The following is a 16,566-nucleotide window of genomic DNA, read 5'->3' as shown; positions in this document are numbered from 1 at the left end:
GTGGTCGAGGTTACGAATAGCGATAGCTGGAGTAGTCATAATGATCTACCTGCAAAAAGTAGTAATAGATCAGAATGACCGATCGCCGTCAAGTTTTTTAAATCGAAAATTAGGTGCGGAATGACGGATTGAACCGTTTCATCATGATATTTCCCTGCAATAGTTGTAATCATCATCAAACGCTTGGTAGATAAGAATAAATCTCATTACCCGCATAGGATGTGTGGAATTAGTTTTCCATCTGTAAGGCTAACTAAGTCACTGGTATTAATCAGTCACTTTAGGTGGGTAATGTGACTGAGATCTGACTATTTCTTTAGGAGTAGATGACTGCATAGTATGAGTTCCTTTTATATCTGCAGTTGCTGGCCTTTTTAGGCCTGCATCATAGGTTTAGTTTATGGGATGCACTTTTAACACGTCCGCGACGCCGCCTTGTCCATGACAGAAAGCACAGGTTTCAGTTCCTGCAGTTGCATCGGCTTTTGTGCCTGCAAAAACAGCACCTTGCTGAGCCATGTGGTTATGAGTGCTGGTAGCTGAATGGCAGTTGCTACACACAGCGGCAATCGGGCTGGTAAAAGTGCCGTTATCGATGGCAAGGGGTTGTACCGCTGAATTTAAAGGAAGGGCGACGGTAGATATGCCCGCAGAATCGTTAACATGGCATTGGGCACAGTTACCGATTTTCCCTGGGTAGTTTAGGTTTTCAAAACCTGCAAATTGGCTGGTGTGAATACCGTGGATCAGCTGCTTAAAGTCAAATGACGTGGTGGAAGGATTGGCCGCCGTTGCATCGGCCAGCATATTGGCGTTATGACATAGCTGACATTGACCACCGAGATCGTTGCGTGAGCCGTGAATATTAAGCTTTTGATCGCCATGGCAATTGCCGCAGCTTGCATTACTGACAACAGTGCGGCGACCCGTACTGCTTAATGCTGCCATATCAAAATAACTGTGGCTGGCTTTAATCACTAACACTTCCGCTAGTTCAGTCGTGCAATCAACGAGTACCTTGTCTTTGGCGCAGACTCGGCCTTGGATCGCGAGTCCGCCGTGATCCGCTTCTGTGCCCGCAGGCACAGTAAGACCCGAAATCGTATAGGTATAAATGCCATTTGAGCCTGACACTGGGGTGGATTCCGGCAGCTTGATTGAGCGGGCAGAGCGAGTGGCATAATCAAAACTGGTTCCCCAGTTAGCATATACCCTTAAATCATTGATGAATTTTAGCTTATCGGCACTCTCGCTATAGACGCTGCCAGTAGCTGGGTTCATCAATTTAATTGCGACGGTGACAGTACCATTGGCATCCATGCTGGCGCTGGTGATACTCGGGCTAAATTGCATCAGTGCCGCAGTTTTGTCTTCATCACTGTGAACGCTTGCGGTCCAGTCGGCATTATGGCAAGCCACGCAGTTACTGTTATCGGCCTGCGCTGGGTGTCCTTCGCCTGCGGGAAAATTGATTTGTGTATGGCAGGCGCCGCAGGCTTGCATGGTTGGGACTCTGTGCCAGTTTTGCTGCTCAGCTAGCTCTGCCTTATCGACATGACAGGTTTGGCAGTCACTGATGGGTTGCGGGAAACCGGTTAAATGTTTGCTGTGGATCATTTGCGGGAAAATATCCGCAGGGTTACTGACTTTTTTGCTGTTATGACAGGTGACGCAGGTTTCGATTTGATTATATTTACTGCCATGGAAAGCAAGATTGCTGTGGCAACTATTACAGGTTTCTATTGTGACTAAGTTGCGGGTGTAAGCGACATTATCCCCAGATGATTGCCAGTCATAATGTTGATTGGTAATAGGCAAGGGCGTGTTATCTGCAAGTTTATCGCCGCCGATTTTGACCACCATTCTTTGGGTCGCTTCAGGCATAAACGTCACCCCATTCATGCCATTAAACGGTGCGCTGAAGGTGTAACTGTAGTGACCGTTTTTATGATCTGTGAGACTGCCTAGGCAAGTTGCCGCGCAGGTTTCAGCGGTAAAGTGCTGCCATTCACTGCTATTTCCCGCACCTGTATAGCCTTGGGGGAGAAGCTGCGCCGCAATAAACGTCGCCGATGGGACACCAATTACGGCTTCATCATCTTGATTGCTCACTTGAAAATCCACTTGAGCAATGCCTTCTGTCACCGCAACTTTATCGACCATGACGTTAAGGCTAGTGATGGTCAATGCGGGCGGTTTTGCGGGTTCACCGGGATTACCATCTTGGCCCTTATCACCGCCACAGGCACTTAATAGCGAGACTAAGGCCAGCATCAGACTGAATTGAGTACTCATTTTTGCAAACTTGTTCATATTTCTATCCTTGGAATGCGCTGTCAGTGCCTAAGTTACATTTGGTAGCTTAAGGTCAAACCTAAGTAGTGAGCGTTGTAGTCGTGGCCCATATCACCAAAACTGAGCACGTTGGGAATCGTGTCCCAACTCGTGCCTTGGTTTTGCCAGTTAGCGTCTTGATATTTCTCAAATAACCAATCGACGCGCAGCGACATACTGTCGGCAAACTTATACTTGGCGTAGGCATTCAGATTGTGTTTGCGGGCGTAAAAGTCGCCATAGGGACTGGTGATGCCGTAGATGACTTCGGTATCACTCTGTCCATTGGAATAGCTGTAGTCCAAGCCAATGTCGAGGCGATTATCGAACAGGTTTTGATAACTAAAACCAGCCCCAATTAGAGTCGATTTTTCTTCGGCAGTGCTGTACCAATCGGGCGTTGAAAAGCGGTTACTGCCCGCTTGATCTGAGTCGCGCCAATCTTGGTTAACAAAGGCGGTGAAATGCAGATCGTTACTCAGTGCATATTGGGCCGATACGTCATAACCTAGGTAGGACACTTGAGTAAGACCCACTTGGGTATGGTGATAATCGTCATCGACACTGTGCAAGCTGGCGCCCAGCGAGAGGCCGATATCAGTTTGATAATCTGTATGTAAGGTGACTTTTTGTCTTTTTCTGTCGGCAAGGTAGGATTTACGTAGCCAAGGATTGCTTTGACTTTGAGTGGTCGTGACGGGATCGTATTCACTGCCATCTCGCTCTAGTGCTTCTCCTTTCAACCATGCTGACCAAGCAGGGGAATAGCGATAGCTCAGTTTAGCAAATACGCCGGATTCATCGACGGATTGGCGGTCGAGCTCAGTGTAATCGTTTTCGTTACGGCTGTAGCCTGCTTCGGCATAGGCGGCTGAGGTAAAACGGTATTTGCCTTTAAGTTCGAGTTTTTTGGTTCGCTTATCATAAAGGCTATTTTGAGCAGTGCCTTGGTTAATACTGTCGGTGATGATTTGTGGGAAGTCTAATTTGGCCGTTTTGTTATCTCTGTCTTGATAGTTGTAGCTAGCCTGTACGTTTAAGTCTTGGGTGATCCGGCCCGAATATTTAAGGACCATCTCAATAATATCCACTTGGCCATCTAAGGTATCTGCAGGCAGGATAGGTGATGGGCCATTGATGGTGGCTGGAATAAAGGCGTCATCTTGGGTCATACGGCTAAAGCCTGCGTGCATTAGCACATTCTGCCCATTCGCTCCCCCAGAGGCTTCTGCGGCAACGCGATAGGCTTTACTGTCGGGGTCGACTGCATTTTGGCCTAAGTATGCCGCGCCAAAGGTGGGCGTGTAGGCGGATTGCCATTGCATGGCTTGGTGATCATTTTTATATTGGCTGACTTGGCTATTGATGCCAGCTTGCCAGCCCGTGCCATTTAAATAGACTCTGGCATCGATTTCATCGGTACTGTCATCAATAGGTTGGACGAGCATGACGCTATTGGTGAGTATATTGGCGCTGGTCTTTTTGGCGCCGCTGCGGTCTTCATGTTGATAGTTTAATGATGCTTTGTAGTGACTGGCATTGTCGCTTTCGGGTGATATTTTTCCGGCATAGTAACCACCGATCATAAAGCGATCACGTTGAATACTTAAATCTTGGCCAACAAGGCTGCTCTGTAGCATAGGCATAGATTGTGTTGTGCCACCTGTTATCCAGTTATCGGGCAACAACATCTTATCTTGCGATGAGGTATAAGGGCTTTTGAGTTGATTATGGTTATAGCTAGCTAAGCCTCTATAACCTAAGTTGATTTGATAGTTCCCCGGCCTTCCTGTTGTGAGCTTGGCTGAGCCTGCATCAAAACCTAACTTATCCGCGACCAGCTGAGTTTGATAACCTGACGGTGTTTTGTACAGCATATCCGCACCGCCGGCGGCAACGAACCCATCGTTATCTGTCCCTGTGCGGTTACCGAAACGGCTGTCCTCGCCATCGTTATAAGCGAGAGTGGCACTGACATTACCACTATGCCCTGTCTTAGGTTGGCATTGCTTACAGCTCCATGCCTCTGTCTTAATGCCACTTCGATTCGCCTGTTGTAGCTCATAACCGTCGGCATGTGCTTGAGTCAAAACACTGCTTATCGCCCATGCTAACAAAGTGAGTGAGAAGCAAGCACTAGGGTGAGACATTTTAGCTGTTCGCATGATCATTCCCTTGTTATCTCTGTAGCAATTTGCCAGAAGGATGGTTAGAACCATGCACTTGCCCGTGGCAATTCATACAGGAATTACCTGAAGTGAAGGCATTGGTTTGATTGCCAAAGTAGGCATTGCTGCTATGACCATCCGAGGCGTGGCATTGTTGACAAAGCTGCGGAGGCTTACTGTTCAGCATGGCGTCGTTTACGCTGCCATGGGGGTTGTGACAATTCGCGCAGTTGTCGGTGACGGGGGCATGTTCCCATAATTTAGGACCACGTTTTTCGGCGTGGCAGCTATAGCAATTTTCGTTGACGCTCATTTGCTTCAAGCTTGAATCGTTCAAACTGCCGTGGGGATTATGGCAGTCACTGCACACCATCTGTTGCCACTGTAATGGATGGGCTGAGCGTTTGTGCATATCGGCTTTTTGTTGGGTATGGCACTGAGTACAAATGGCGACTTCATTGGCTTTATCGCTGATAGGATCCTTGGCGGTATGAACTTGATGGCAACTTGCGCAGGCAACATCGGCGTTATCGTGGTGATTGCCTTTCCACGCGATACGTTGACTGTCATTGTGGCAGCTCATACAAACACTGTTTTGCTTTTGCGCGGGAACAGGATAGTTTTCGCCAAAGGTGATCATTGGCTCTTTGCCACCTTTGTTATGATTCCCTAACGGACCGTGGCAGGCTTCACACTGTAAATCAGCCATGGGCGAAGCGTTCACATTGGGATTACCATGAACCCCATCAAATATCGCCATGACCACGGCACTTTTTTTGTGGCACATCAGGCAAGTGTCAGCCCCTTTGGCAGAATACTTACCTTCGGCGAATTTTTTGTCTAATGTCGCGACAACGTCCTCTGGTTTTTTGTCATCCCAAGGCGTCGCCGAGGCCAAAATACTCACGATTGATAACAAAATACATAGCATAGCCTTAGCTATGCTTTTGAACTTTAGCCTTATTTCCATGTTCATCTTTTCCCGAGTGCATTTATATTTGTTATTTTTACGCTTTCGATATTGCTAATTTAGCTTATTCAAGCCGATTAATATTAGAACAAATGTGTGACACTCGCTTAACATCGGAGCGTCTTTTCACTGTAAAGAGGGATGATTTTACTGGTGATATAGAGGAAGCGTGACCTTGATCACGTTTGCTTCGGTAGGGGATTTGTTCACAGCTTTTTGACTTCTGTCGATCGCATAACCGTCTTGGGCACTTGGGCGTGAATTTTTATTTTCAGTTGGCCGTTTATTCATTGGTATTTTTGTCACATAATACCCAACACAATTGAAAACTATTATCGTTACCAGTCAAAAATCTTGATCTAGGTAAAGTTATTAGGGTCATCGCTCAGTTACAATGGGCGCAGTTTTTCGAGCTGAACCTGTTGCAAGGTGGAATACGTAATGAAGTTAAGCGAACTCAGTCCCGGTGATCGCGGTATTATTTCTGAAGTGGGACGTTTAGCGTTGCCACAAACCGTGAAGCGTAAGTTGTTGTCCATGGGGATCACGCCGAATACGCGTTTTTCATTGATCCGATACGCACCTATGGGCTCTGGTCTCGAACTGGATATTCGTGGTAGTAAACTTTGTATGCGCAGAGATTTGGCAGACATCATTGAGGTGGAAAAGGCGAATGACTAAGCAGTTTCATTGCGTCACAGTCGGTAACCCGAATGCGGGTAAATCGACGCTCTTTAACGCGCTAACCGGCGCGAATCAACAAGTCGGTAACTGGTCTGGTGTGACGGTCGAGAAAAAGACTGGTCATTTCACCTTAAACGGTGCCGATGTCTATCTAACCGATTTACCTGGTATTTACGATCTTCTGCCTGCGGGCAATAGTTGCGATTGTTCGCTCGATGAGCAAATTGCGCAGCAATATCTCGCCGAGCAACGCGTCGATGGCATTATCAATCTAGTCGATGCCACTAACATCGAACGTCACTTATACCTCACTGCCCAATTGCGTGAACTCGCGATCCCTATGGTGGTGGTGTTGAACAAAATCGATTCTGCAGTCAAACGCGGTATCAAAGTCGATTTAAAGAAAATGAGCAAAGAGCTGGGTTGCCCCGTGATTGGTGTGTGCTCTCGCGATCCTGCCGATGTGGAAAAAGTGCAAGCGCAGGTACTCGATTTACTGCAAGGCCGAGTCTCTGAAGCGCCATTGATGCTGCATTATGATGAACAAATTGAAGCGGGCGTGCAGTTACTTTGCAGCAAAGACGCGCAATTAAGCCGTGGCCGCGCATTGGCTATGTTAGGCAATGGTTCAGGTTGTGGCAGCTGTCAGAATGCTGAGCTGCAGGATGAAGTGAATACCTGTACCCAGATTATCTCTTCGCAAGGCCATGATATTGAAGTGATGGTGGCTACCACGCGCTTTAATTTCGTTGAGAAAGTGTTTCAAGGTTCAGTGAAAGAGTCGGGATTTCTCACCCTCAGTGACAAATTAGATAAACTCGTATTGCATCCGGTGCTTGGCATTCCTGTGTTCTTGTTTGTGATGTATTTGATGTTTATGTTCAGCATCAACATTGGCAGTGCTTTTATCGATTTCTTCGATGTCTTTGCGGGTGCGTTGCTTGTCGACCACTTTGGTGCATTCTTGACGAACATGGGATCTCCAACTTGGTTAGTCACTATCTTAGCGGGTGGGGTTGGCCAAGGTATTCAAACCGTTACTACTTTTATTCCGGTGATCGCTGCTTTATTCCTTGGTTTGTCGGTGCTTGAAAGCTCTGGCTATATGGCGCGCGCCGCATTTGTGGTCGACGGTTTAATGCGCCGTATCGGTCTGCCCGGTAAAGCTTTCGTGCCTATGATTGTCGGCTTTGGTTGTTCTGTGCCGGCGATTATGGCGACGCGGACCTTAGGCAGTGAACGTGAGCGTATTGTCACGGGTATGATGGCGCCATTTATGTCTTGCGGTGCACGTCTGCCAGTATATGCGTTATTTGCTGCGGCTTTCTTCCCCGATTCTGGGCAGAATTTAGTGTTTTTGCTTTACGTTATTGGTATCTTTGCCGCTATCGGTACGGGTTTATTACTCAGAAGTACGCTGTTACCGGGTACCAGCAGTGCTGTGGTGATGGAATTGCCAAGCTATGAGATGCCAAAACTCAAAGCCGTAATGGTACGTACAGGTAAACGCACTAAGAGCTTTATTTTAGGTGCGGGTAAAACCATTGTGCTGGTGGTGACGCTATTAAACTTTATCAATGCCATTGGTGTTGATGGTACTTTCGGTCATGAAGACAGCCAAGCATCTTTGCTGAGTGTAGCGAGCCAAAAAATCACGCCTATCTTCTCGCCTATGGGCATAGAGCAGGATAACTGGCCAGCAACGGTTGGTATTATCACAGGTATTTTTGCCAAAGAAGCCGTGGTCGGCACCTTAAACAGCTTGTACAGCACTGCAGCGCCCGCTGATGAAGAGCTTACGCCATTGAGTGAAAGCTTTAATGCGGCTCTGGCGACGATTCCTGCAAACTTGTTTGGAATTGATCTGGAAGATCCGCTAAAACTGTCGGTTGGTGATTTGACTAATAAAGAAGCGATAGCAGAAGAGCAAGGCGTGGCAACATCGACCTTCGGTGCCCTGCAAGCCGGTTTCAGTGGTAAAATTGCGGCGTTCTCTTACTTGCTGTTTATCTTGTTGTATACCCCTTGTGTCGCGGCGATGGGCGCTCTAGTGCATGAGTTTGGTTCCCGTTGGGCGACATTTGCGGCTACGTGGACTTTCTCTCTGGCCTATGGCTCTGCGACTGTGGTCTATCAAGCGGCAACCTTTACGCAGCATCCTGTGCAATCGAGTCTGTGGATTGGTTTCTTCCTCTTTGCGTTAGTGGCCTTTTATCAGTGGCTGAAACGTAAGGGCAGAAGAACCCAGCAGATCATTCCGGGGATCCGCATCATTACCGAGTAAGATTTACTGAGTCAGCATGACTGAGTAATAAATGTCAGCTTAGTTAGGTCAAAGATAAAAGCAGCTTTCATGGCTGCTTTTATTGCTTTACTATCGCGGCTATAACCCAGCCGGTCAAAAACCATAGTTTTTAGCACTAGGCATTGTAACTAGTAGTGATCTGTAGGATCATGCTGGTTTTCTTAAAATTGCCATTGTTCGCAAAGAGGAATTCCATGAGTCATGTGGACACTGAAGTACGTCCGAGTAACTTTATTCGTAATATCATAGATGAAGATTTACAAAGCGGTAAGCACACGAGTGTACAGACTCGTTTCCCGCCGGAACCGAATGGCTATCTTCATATTGGTCATGCTAAATCTATCTGCTTAAATTTTGGGATAGCGCGAGACTATAACGGTCTGTGTAATTTACGTTTTGACGATACTAATCCTGAAAAAGAAGACATTGATTATGTGAATTCTATTCAGGCGGATGTGCGTTGGCTTGGATTCCAGTGGGATGGCGACGTGCGCTATTCATCAAACTATTTTGATCAGTTACACCAATATGCGGTTGAACTGATCAATAAAGGTTTGGCTTATGTGTGTTTCTTAAATGCTGATGAAACCCGCGAATACCGTGGCACGTTAAAAGAGCCAGGTAAAAACAGTCCTTTCCGCGACACATCAGTCGAAGAGAACCTCGCCTTATTCGCTAAGATGCGCGACGGTGGTTTTAAAGAAGGTGAGTGTGCGCTGCGTGCCAAAATTGATATGGCGTCGCCATTCATGTGTATGCGCGATCCTATCATCTACCGTATTCGTTTTGCCCATCACCACCAAACGGGTGACAAGTGGTGCATTTACCCAATGTACGACTTTACCCACTGTATTTCTGATGCGTTAGAACATATTACCCACTCTTTATGTACTTTAGAGTTCCAAGACAACCGTCGTTTATACGACTGGGTATTGGATAATTTAAATGATTTTCAAGCGCCGAATCGTACTCGTCAATACGAGTTTTCACGCTTAAATCTTGAATATACCTTGATGTCTAAGCGCAAGCTAAACGACCTTGTGACTCGCAAATTAGTGTCAGGTTGGGACGATCCACGTATGCCAACGATTGCTGGCTTACGTCGCCGTGGTTATACGCCAGCATCAATTCGCGAGTTCTGCCAACGTATCGGCGTGACTAAGCAAGAGAATATGATTGAAGTCGGCATGTTAGATGCGTGTATTCGTGAAGAACTGAACGAACATGCACCGCGTGCTATGGCCGTATTACGTCCATTGAAAGTGATCATCGAAAACTATGCTGAAGGTGAACTTGAGTACATTCAAGCGGCCGCTCATCCAAATGATGAGAGCATGGGGACGCGTGAATTAGCCTTTGGCCGTGAAATATTGATTGATGTGGCTGACTTTAGAGAAGAAGCCAACAAACAATACAAACGCTTAGTTACAGGTAAGGAAGTGCGTTTACGAAATGCCTATGTGATTAAAGCTGAACGTTGTGACAAAGACTGCGAAGGCAATATCACGACGGTTTACTGCACTTATGATCCTGAAACCTTAGGGAAAAACCCTGCTGATGGCCGTAAAGTCAAAGGCGTGATCCACTGGGTTGAGGCATCTACTGCCAAGCCTGCTGAATTCCGTTTATATCAGCGTTTATTTACCGATCCTAACCCAGCAGCGGCTGAGACTGTGGACGAAGTATTAAACCCTGAATCATTAGTGGTTGTGCACGGTTTTGCTGAAGCAAGCCTAGTAAATGCACCAGCAGAAAAAGCTTATCAGTTTGAGCGTGAAGGTTATTTCTGTGCTGACAGCAAAGATTCATCAGTTGATAAACTCGTGTTTAACTTAACCGTAGCGCTGCGTGATTCTTTCGAATGATTTGATAGAATTGGTTTGATGGAATGAGTCAAACAGTTCAACTCAACTAAGCTAAGTTGAATTAAGCTAAGTCGTTCTGATCATTAATCAGACCCCTAAAAGAAGGCCTAAAAGGCCTTCTTTTTTATTTTATGAATCAGCGATAAAGCTATTGTCTGGTGTGGTTACAGTTAATTTGAGTTGTTATTGATACATAGGACCAAAGCCTAGGCTCCATAAGATAACGCTGGTTGCCATTAGCCCCACTAACAGCACTAAACCTGCGGTCACCATGGAACTGGCGTAGATAAAGCCTTTCTCTTCAGGGATATTCATAATGATCGGCACACCCGCGTACAGTAAGTACACTGAGTAAGCCAAACCAATCAATCCCACTATCATGATAAACCACAGCACTGGATACAATGCGGCTAAACCGACCATGAACAATGGCGTAGCGGTATAGGATGCGAGTTCTAACGCTTGGGTGTAGGTTGGGTTTGCATCGAAGGTTTTTGCCATCCAATAGGCCAAATAGGCGAGGGCAAATACGCCCGCAATCAGACCTAAATACATGCCAGCTGACATAAACATGGCGCTTTGAGGTGTGAGGTAAATCGGATCGCCAGCGCCTGGGTTCCAGCCAATATAAGCCGTAGCAATATAACTGCAAATCGCAGGGATTAAGGCGATCAGTACCACATGACTTAAGCTACTTTTTAGTGCCTCATGGTTTTTTTCAATTGTGTGCCACTCTTGTTTAGGATGAGTGTATAGCCCCATTAAGTGATTCAATATCATTATAATTATCCTTGTTCAGCATTGATGAATGGCTCGCCAAACGTCAGACGAGCTGATAACAGCTCCACAATCGAGGTTAAAATGGTGTCCTGTCCCTTTAACTGCCGATTGGTGACACATACAGAAGTGAGAAGCTGTGTGATCAGGATCTCAGTTCTTTAGAGTGTAGATTATTTATTGAACAAAAAGTTCGGCGCGTCAAGTTTACTGAAGCCTAATGCTATAGCTTATGAGTAAATATGCGTAAAATAGCGCGATATTCAGAATGATATTGAGTGAGTCCATGCAGCAACTTCTTGCCCCCATCCACGCGTTTCTTCGCTGTGAAACACCGCAAACTTGGATTGATGTCGCGATAAAATCAGATTCCTTGGATGAGTTGCTTATCGATCATTGTAACTGTGAGTTAAAAGCGGCCCAGACGGCGATATTTTTGCTACGAAAATATGCGTTAGATAAAGACAGTGGTCGAGCTCTGTTGGCGTGGGCTAAACCCTATGAAGAGTTTATCTATTCGCAAGATCATGATGTGGTGAGCTTTCTGGCGCGCGATGTGAAAAAGAATGAGCTGGTGGCCGAACTTATGCCTAAGCCAAACTTTAAGTTTGCCGCTAATTTGGTTTCACCTTTAATCCGCTTGATTAAAGAAGAGTTTCATCATTTTGAGCAAGTATTGGAATTGATGCACAAACGCAGCATTGAGTATCGTAATATTCGCGCAGGCCGTTATGCCAAAGGCATGATGAGCTATGTAACCACCCATGAGAAAGATATCCTGCGGGATAAGCTGATTGTGGGGGCGTATATTGAGGCGCGTTCGTGCGAGCGTTTTGCTAAGTTGGCGCCCTATTTAGACGGTGAGCTGAGTAAGTTTTATGTGTCACTGCTGCGCTCTGAAGCCCGCCACTATCAAGATTATCTTGCATTAGCACAGTTGGTTTCACCTGAGGATATTAGCGAGCGCGTAAAGTACTTTGGTGAGTTAGAGGCTGAGTTGATTCTGGCGCAGGATGATGAGTTTCGTTTCCATAGTGGATCGCCGCTAGCAAATTGATTTGAAGCACCTTCTTTTTAAAAATTGATGAATTAAGTCGATATAGCTAAAACGATTAACGGTTCGCTCGAACCGTTAATATAATGCGTCTTTAACCTCAAACAAGGTCAATAAAAGCAAGCTAACTTAAGTTGTATGCTCGAAGGGTAAGGACTGTAAGTTAATCCCTTCGGCGCTCACACTCAGCACACTCCCTTGCTCATACCAATCGCCAACCACAATACGTTGACAGCCATTAGCAAGTTGATGAATGGCGGGTCTATGGGTATGACCGTGGATCATATGTTTGGTGTGGGTCTTGGCAAATAACGCATCGACCGCATTGGGCTCCACATCCATGATGGTATAGCTTTTTTGCTGATTGCTGCTTTTGCTATTGCTGCGAATTTTATCGGCAATACCCTGACGGGTTTTCTTGGATAAACAACCATATAGCCAACGCGCCAGTGACAAACTGCGCAGTTTTCGAAAGCGTTGGTAGGCCTTATCCAAAGTACACAAGCTGTCGCCGTGTAAGATAACTGTGTTTACGCCGTATAAATTCAGGCACGTCACTTCGGGTAAGATTTGCATTCCTGCGGCACGCGCAAATTGCTTGCCTAACATAAAGTCACGGTTGCCGTGGATGAAATACACCGGCAGCTTTTGCGACACTTGCTTGAGTTTTTCGGCGAGTTCGAGGGCAAAAGGTAAGGCAATATCATCGCCAACCCAGACTTCAAACAAATCACCTAGGATATAGAGGGCGTCGGCATCATCGAGTTCAGTGTCGAGGAAGCGAGTGAACGCTTGGGTGATATCAAGACGATCTGCACTCAGGTGCAGATCGCCTATAAATAAAGTTCGCATTCGCAGGAATTATGCCGCAACGCTGACTTTTTCAATCACAATGGCTTCTAATGGCACATCTTGATGCATGCCACGGTTGCCAGTGCTAACGGCTTTGATTTTTTCGATAATGTCCATGCCTTCAACGATTTCGCCGAATACGCAGTAGCCCCAGCCCTGTGAGGTTTCTGATTTAAAATCGAGGAAAGTGTTGTCGTTCACGTTAATGAAGAACTGTGCAGTGGCCGAATGTGGATCAGAAGTACGTGCCATAGCGACAGTACCAGTACGGTTTGATAAACCGTTATTGGCTTCGTTTTTCACTGGCTCGTTACAACGTTTTTGGCTCATGTCTTCGTTGAAGCCACCACCTTGGATCATGAAACCGTCAATCACACGGTGGAAGATAGTGCCGTCGAAGAAACCTTCGTCAACATATTTCATAAAGTTTGCTACTGTTAATGGCGCTTTTTCAGCGTTCAGTTGCAGTTTAATGTCGCCCAAATTGGTGTGTATTGTGATCATGTTTTCATACTCTCTGTAAATAGTGGCGCGATTCTAACTTATCTCGGATTGCGCGCAAAGTGCAGTATTCAAAACCTGTCAGGCCGTGGTAGACTGACTCCTTGATTTTACACCTGAATGTATCATTGAAGAGAATATCGATGTTGAAGATTTACAACAGTATTACCCGCCAAAAACAGGAATTTAAGCCGATTACTCCCGGCAAAATCGGGATGTACGTGTGTGGTGTGACCATATACGATCTCTGTCATATTGGTCATGGCCGTACTTTTGTTTCCTTTGACATGATAGTGCGCTACCTGCGTTACGCGGGTTATGAAGTGAATTTTCAGCGCAATATTACCGATGTTGATGACAAAATCATCAAACGCGCTAACGAGAATAACGAAAGCTGTGAAGCCTTAACCGAGCGTTTGATCGGTGAAATGCATCAAGACTTCGATGCCTTAAATATGTTGCGCCCCGACTTTGAACCGCGCGCAACCCTGCATATTGCCGAAATCATCGACATGGTTGAGTTATTACTCGCCCGTGGCCATGCCTATGTTGCTAGCGATGGTGATGTGCTTTTCAGCGTGGCTTCCTATCCTGATTACGGCCGTTTATCGGGTCAGAATTTAGATCAACTGCAAGCCGGTGCTCGGGTTGAAGTGGACGAAACCAAACAAAATCCAATGGATTTTGTGTTGTGGAAAATGTCTAAACCTGGTGAACCGACGTGGGAATCACCTTGGGGACCGGGTCGTCCTGGCTGGCATATCGAATGTTCGGCCATGAACAGCAAACATTTGGGTCTGCATTTTGATATTCATGGCGGCGGCTCTGACTTACAGTTCCCGCACCATGAGAACGAAATCGCCCAGTCTTGCTGTGCCCATGACACGCCATACGTGAACTATTGGATGCACACTGGCATGGTGATGGTTGACCGTGAAAAAATGTCTAAGTCGTTAGGCAATTTCTTTACCATTCGCGATGTACTTGGTCACTATGATGCTGAAACTGTGCGTTATTTCCTGTTATCTGGCCATTATCGTAGCCAACTGAACTATTCAGAAGATAACTTGAAACAAGCTCGTTCAGCTTTAGAGCGTTTGTATACCGCCATTAAAGATGTCGACTTGACTGTCACTGCAGCGCCAGCAGAAGAGTTTATCGCGAAATTTAAAGCGGCGATGGATGATGACTTTAATACACCTGAAGCCTACTCAGTCCTGTTTGACATGGTGCGTGAGATCAATCGTTTAAAACTGACCGATATGGCACAGGCATCGGCATTAGCAGTCACCTTGAAGCAATTAGCGGATGTTTTAGGCTTATTAAGCCAAGAGCCTGAAGCTTTCTTCCAAGGCGGCGGTAGTGATGATGAAGTGGCTGAAATCGAAGCTTTAATCGTTGAACGTAACCGTGCTCGTACTGAAAAGGACTGGGCTGCTGCGGATGTGGCGCGTAACCGTTTGAATGAGTTAGGCGTTGAGCTCGAAGATGGCCCGAGTGGCACCACTTGGCGCAAGAAATAAGCTTAGTTAGTTGTTTTCTCTCATCTAGATGAAATCTTCAGCCATAAAAAAACCTGCATCATGCAGGTTTTTTTTATGCTTGCAGAACTTAGAACTTAGAACTTAGAACTTAGAACTTAGAACTTAGTCGTGATATTGCTCAGCAGCGTATAAGGTGTTTTCCAATAGACTCGCAATCGTCATCGGGCCAACACCGCCGGGGACTGGAGTGATAAAGCTGGCATTTTGCGCCGCAACGCCATATTGCACATCGCCGACTAAGGTGCCGTTATCTAAACGGTTAATGCCTACGTCAATGACGATAGCGCCGGGCTTGATCCACTCACCAGGAATGAAGCCGGGTTTACCGACTGCGACAACCACGAGATCTGCGATACGAATTTTTTGCTCAAGATTCTTAGTGAAACGGTGGCAAGTGGTCGTAGTGCAACCCGCCAACAGTAATTCTAACGTCATAGGGCGGCCGACAATATTAGACGCACCAACCACGACAGCATCTAAACCATAGGTATCAACGCCGGTGGATTTGATGAGTGTCATTATGCCCATCGGCGTGCAAGAGCGCAGCACAGGAATACGCTGGGCTAAACGGCCAACGTTGTACGGGTGAAATCCATCGACATCTTTATCTGGGCGAATACGTTCGATGACTTTTGAATCTTCGATATGGGCGGGTAGTGGCAGTTGCACTAAAATGCCATCGATGGTCGGATCATCATTCAGACTATCAATAAGGCTCAGCAACTCATTTTCACTGCAACTTGTTTCTAAATCGTATGAACGAGAAATAAATCCAACTTCCTCACAGGCCTTACGTTTGCTTCCAACATAAACCTGTGATGCCGGATCGGCTCCCACTAATACTACGGCTAAACCTGGAATGCGCTGTCCAGCCTCTTTGCGGGCGGTGACTTTTTCGCTGAGCTTAGTGCGGATGGATTGAGCAATCGCCTTGCCGTCGATTATTTGGGCTGTCATGGGTGTAGGATATCCTTTATATGGGCGATGGTTAAAACAGTAGTTAACACAGAGATTGGCAATCGCGGCTATTTTAACAGGGCACAGCTACTGTGTCATGGTTAAAGCCGTCGCCAAATGGATAAAAAAAAACGGATTAGCCTGATAATTCAGCACCTAGAGTCAATCAATAAAAAAATCGTTGACGGTTGTAAAGTGAGGGGATAAGATGCGCTCCGTTCTCAGGCAGATGTGTTCATCTAGCACTGAAAATGTTATGTAAGACCTTCGGTGATTAGCGCGTCCGGTAGTGTATCCAGTTTTTGGATGAGAGCGGACCAGAGGGAACCCTCTGAGTTGATACCAAAAAATGTAAGACTTTCGGTGATTAGCGCAGCCCGGTAGCGCATCTGGTTTGGGACCAGAGGGTCAGAGGTTCGAATCCTCTATCACCGACCACTTTATTGTCGTTTGCTTCAATGAATTTAAAGCTAATTTGAACTCAAATAAGCGAATGGTAGGGTCAGCTAAGTGCTTTCCAAAATCGGTTAGGATGCAGAAAGTTCTGTAAACCAT

The 16,566-nt window shown here is 46.2% G+C and carries 12 protein-coding genes and 1 tRNA gene; 6 read left to right on the top strand and 7 right to left on the bottom strand.

Going from position 1 to position 16,566, the window contains the following annotated elements:
- Positions 1-393: 393 nt before the first annotated feature.
- The 3 genes from MO387_RS10610 to MO387_RS10600 are packed head-to-tail and all read right to left on the bottom strand — an operon-like array spanning position 394 to position 5,478.
- Positions 394-2,313 carry an OmcA/MtrC family decaheme c-type cytochrome gene (locus MO387_RS10610; protein WP_107947036.1) on the bottom strand — a complete coding sequence of 640 codons (1,920 nt, stop codon included), beginning with the start codon at positions 2,311-2,313 and terminating at the stop codon, positions 394-396.
- A 35-nt stretch (positions 2,314-2,348) separates the two neighbouring features.
- Complete coding sequence (locus MO387_RS10605) at positions 2,349-4,499, bottom strand: MtrB/PioB family decaheme-associated outer membrane protein (protein WP_107947037.1); 2,151 nt, start codon at positions 4,497-4,499, stop codon at positions 2,349-2,351.
- A 13-nt stretch (positions 4,500-4,512) separates the two neighbouring features.
- Positions 4,513-5,478 carry a DmsE family decaheme c-type cytochrome gene (locus MO387_RS10600; RefSeq protein ID WP_107947038.1) on the bottom strand — a complete coding sequence of 322 codons (966 nt, stop codon included), beginning with the start codon at positions 5,476-5,478 and terminating at the stop codon, positions 4,513-4,515.
- Between the two features lie 435 nt (positions 5,479-5,913).
- Between MO387_RS10600 and MO387_RS10595 the strand changes: the two genes are divergently transcribed.
- The 3 genes from MO387_RS10595 (at position 5,914) to glnS (ending at position 10,326) form a co-directional block, all read left to right on the top strand.
- Positions 5,914-6,153 (top strand): FeoA family protein, encoded by a 240-nt coding sequence (locus tag MO387_RS10595; RefSeq protein ID WP_006081114.1) that lies wholly within the window; start codon positions 5,914-5,916, stop codon positions 6,151-6,153.
- Complete coding sequence (gene feoB, locus MO387_RS10590) at positions 6,146-8,440, top strand: Fe(2+) transporter permease subunit FeoB (protein ID WP_107947039.1); 2,295 nt, start codon at positions 6,146-6,148, stop codon at positions 8,438-8,440. Before MO387_RS10595 ends, feoB begins: the two co-directional genes overlap by 8 nt.
- 215 nt (positions 8,441-8,655) lie before the next feature.
- Positions 8,656-10,326, top strand: a complete 1,671-nt coding sequence (glnS, locus tag MO387_RS10585) for a glutamine--tRNA ligase (RefSeq protein WP_107947040.1) — start codon at positions 8,656-8,658, stop codon at positions 10,324-10,326.
- Positions 10,327-10,509: 183 nt separating this feature from the next.
- On the opposite strand, the gene MO387_RS10580 is transcribed toward glnS, so the two are convergent.
- On the bottom strand, positions 10,510-11,106 hold the full coding sequence (locus tag MO387_RS10580) for a Yip1 family protein (RefSeq protein WP_006081117.1): 597 nt from the start codon (positions 11,104-11,106) through the stop codon (positions 10,510-10,512).
- Between the two features lie 283 nt (positions 11,107-11,389).
- On the opposite strand from MO387_RS10580, the gene miaE reads away from it, so the two are divergent.
- Positions 11,390-12,160: a tRNA isopentenyl-2-thiomethyl-A-37 hydroxylase MiaE gene (gene miaE / locus MO387_RS10575; RefSeq protein ID WP_012588031.1), complete on the top strand. Its 771-nt coding sequence runs from the start codon at positions 11,390-11,392 to the stop codon at positions 12,158-12,160.
- A gap of 126 nt (positions 12,161-12,286) precedes the next feature.
- Here miaE and MO387_RS10570 read toward each other — a convergent pair whose 3' ends face one another.
- Entirely contained in the window at positions 12,287-13,009 is a 723-nt protein-coding gene (locus MO387_RS10570; protein ID WP_063883151.1) for a UDP-2,3-diacylglucosamine diphosphatase, read from the bottom strand.
- 9 nt (positions 13,010-13,018) lie between these two features.
- On the bottom strand, positions 13,019-13,513 hold the full coding sequence (locus tag MO387_RS10565; protein WP_006081120.1) for a peptidylprolyl isomerase: 495 nt from the start codon (positions 13,511-13,513) through the stop codon (positions 13,019-13,021).
- A 140-nt stretch (positions 13,514-13,653) separates the two neighbouring features.
- Here MO387_RS10565 and cysS point away from each other — a divergent pair, with 140 nt between their 5' ends.
- Positions 13,654-15,033, top strand: coding sequence for a cysteine--tRNA ligase (gene cysS, locus MO387_RS10560; protein ID WP_107947041.1), 1,380 nt, complete (start codon positions 13,654-13,656; stop codon positions 15,031-15,033).
- A 123-nt stretch (positions 15,034-15,156) separates the two neighbouring features.
- Here the strand turns inward: cysS and folD are convergent, their stop codons facing one another.
- Complete coding sequence (gene folD / locus MO387_RS10555; RefSeq protein WP_107947042.1) at positions 15,157-16,011, bottom strand: bifunctional methylenetetrahydrofolate dehydrogenase/methenyltetrahydrofolate cyclohydrolase FolD; 855 nt, start codon at positions 16,009-16,011, stop codon at positions 15,157-15,159.
- A gap of 361 nt (positions 16,012-16,372) precedes the next feature.
- On the opposite strand from folD, the gene MO387_RS10550 reads away from it, so the two are divergent.
- A tRNA-Pro gene (locus MO387_RS10550) sits at positions 16,373-16,449 on the top strand.
- The last annotated feature ends 117 nt before the right edge of the window (positions 16,450-16,566 follow it).

The organism is Shewanella sp. N2AIL, from assembly GCF_022690845.1.
Classification (GTDB): domain Bacteria; phylum Pseudomonadota; class Gammaproteobacteria; order Enterobacterales; family Shewanellaceae; genus Shewanella; species Shewanella baltica.
The sequence above is the reverse complement of the archived record's forward strand: the minus strand, read 5'-3'. Positions and strand labels throughout refer to the sequence as shown.

What these genes read in the sequence shown, in the direction of transcription:
- MO387_RS10610 (WP_107947036.1), bottom strand. Translation starts at nt 2,313, where the DNA reads ATGAACAAGTTTGCAAAAATGAGTACTCAATTCAGTCTGATGCTGGCC.
- MO387_RS10605 (WP_107947037.1), bottom strand. Translation starts at nt 4,499, where the DNA reads ATGCGAACAGCTAAAATGTCTCACCCTAGTGCTTGCTTCTCACTCACT.
- MO387_RS10600 (WP_107947038.1), bottom strand. Translation starts at nt 5,478, where the DNA reads ATGAACATGGAAATAAGGCTAAAGTTCAAAAGCATAGCTAAGGCTATG.
- MO387_RS10595 (WP_006081114.1), top strand. Translation starts at nt 5,914, where the DNA reads ATGAAGTTAAGCGAACTCAGTCCCGGTGATCGCGGTATTATTTCTGAA.
- feoB (WP_107947039.1), top strand. Translation starts at nt 6,146, where the DNA reads ATGACTAAGCAGTTTCATTGCGTCACAGTCGGTAACCCGAATGCGGGT.
- glnS (WP_107947040.1), top strand. Translation starts at nt 8,656, where the DNA reads ATGAGTCATGTGGACACTGAAGTACGTCCGAGTAACTTTATTCGTAAT.
- MO387_RS10580 (WP_006081117.1), bottom strand. Translation starts at nt 11,106, where the DNA reads ATGATATTGAATCACTTAATGGGGCTATACACTCATCCTAAACAAGAG.
- miaE (WP_012588031.1), top strand. Translation starts at nt 11,390, where the DNA reads ATGCAGCAACTTCTTGCCCCCATCCACGCGTTTCTTCGCTGTGAAACA.
- MO387_RS10570 (WP_063883151.1), bottom strand. Translation starts at nt 13,009, where the DNA reads ATGCGAACTTTATTTATAGGCGATCTGCACCTGAGTGCAGATCGTCTT.
- MO387_RS10565 (WP_006081120.1), bottom strand. Translation starts at nt 13,513, where the DNA reads ATGATCACAATACACACCAATTTGGGCGACATTAAACTGCAACTGAAC.
- cysS (WP_107947041.1), top strand. Translation starts at nt 13,654, where the DNA reads ATGTTGAAGATTTACAACAGTATTACCCGCCAAAAACAGGAATTTAAG.
- folD (WP_107947042.1), bottom strand. Translation starts at nt 16,011, where the DNA reads ATGACAGCCCAAATAATCGACGGCAAGGCGATTGCTCAATCCATCCGC.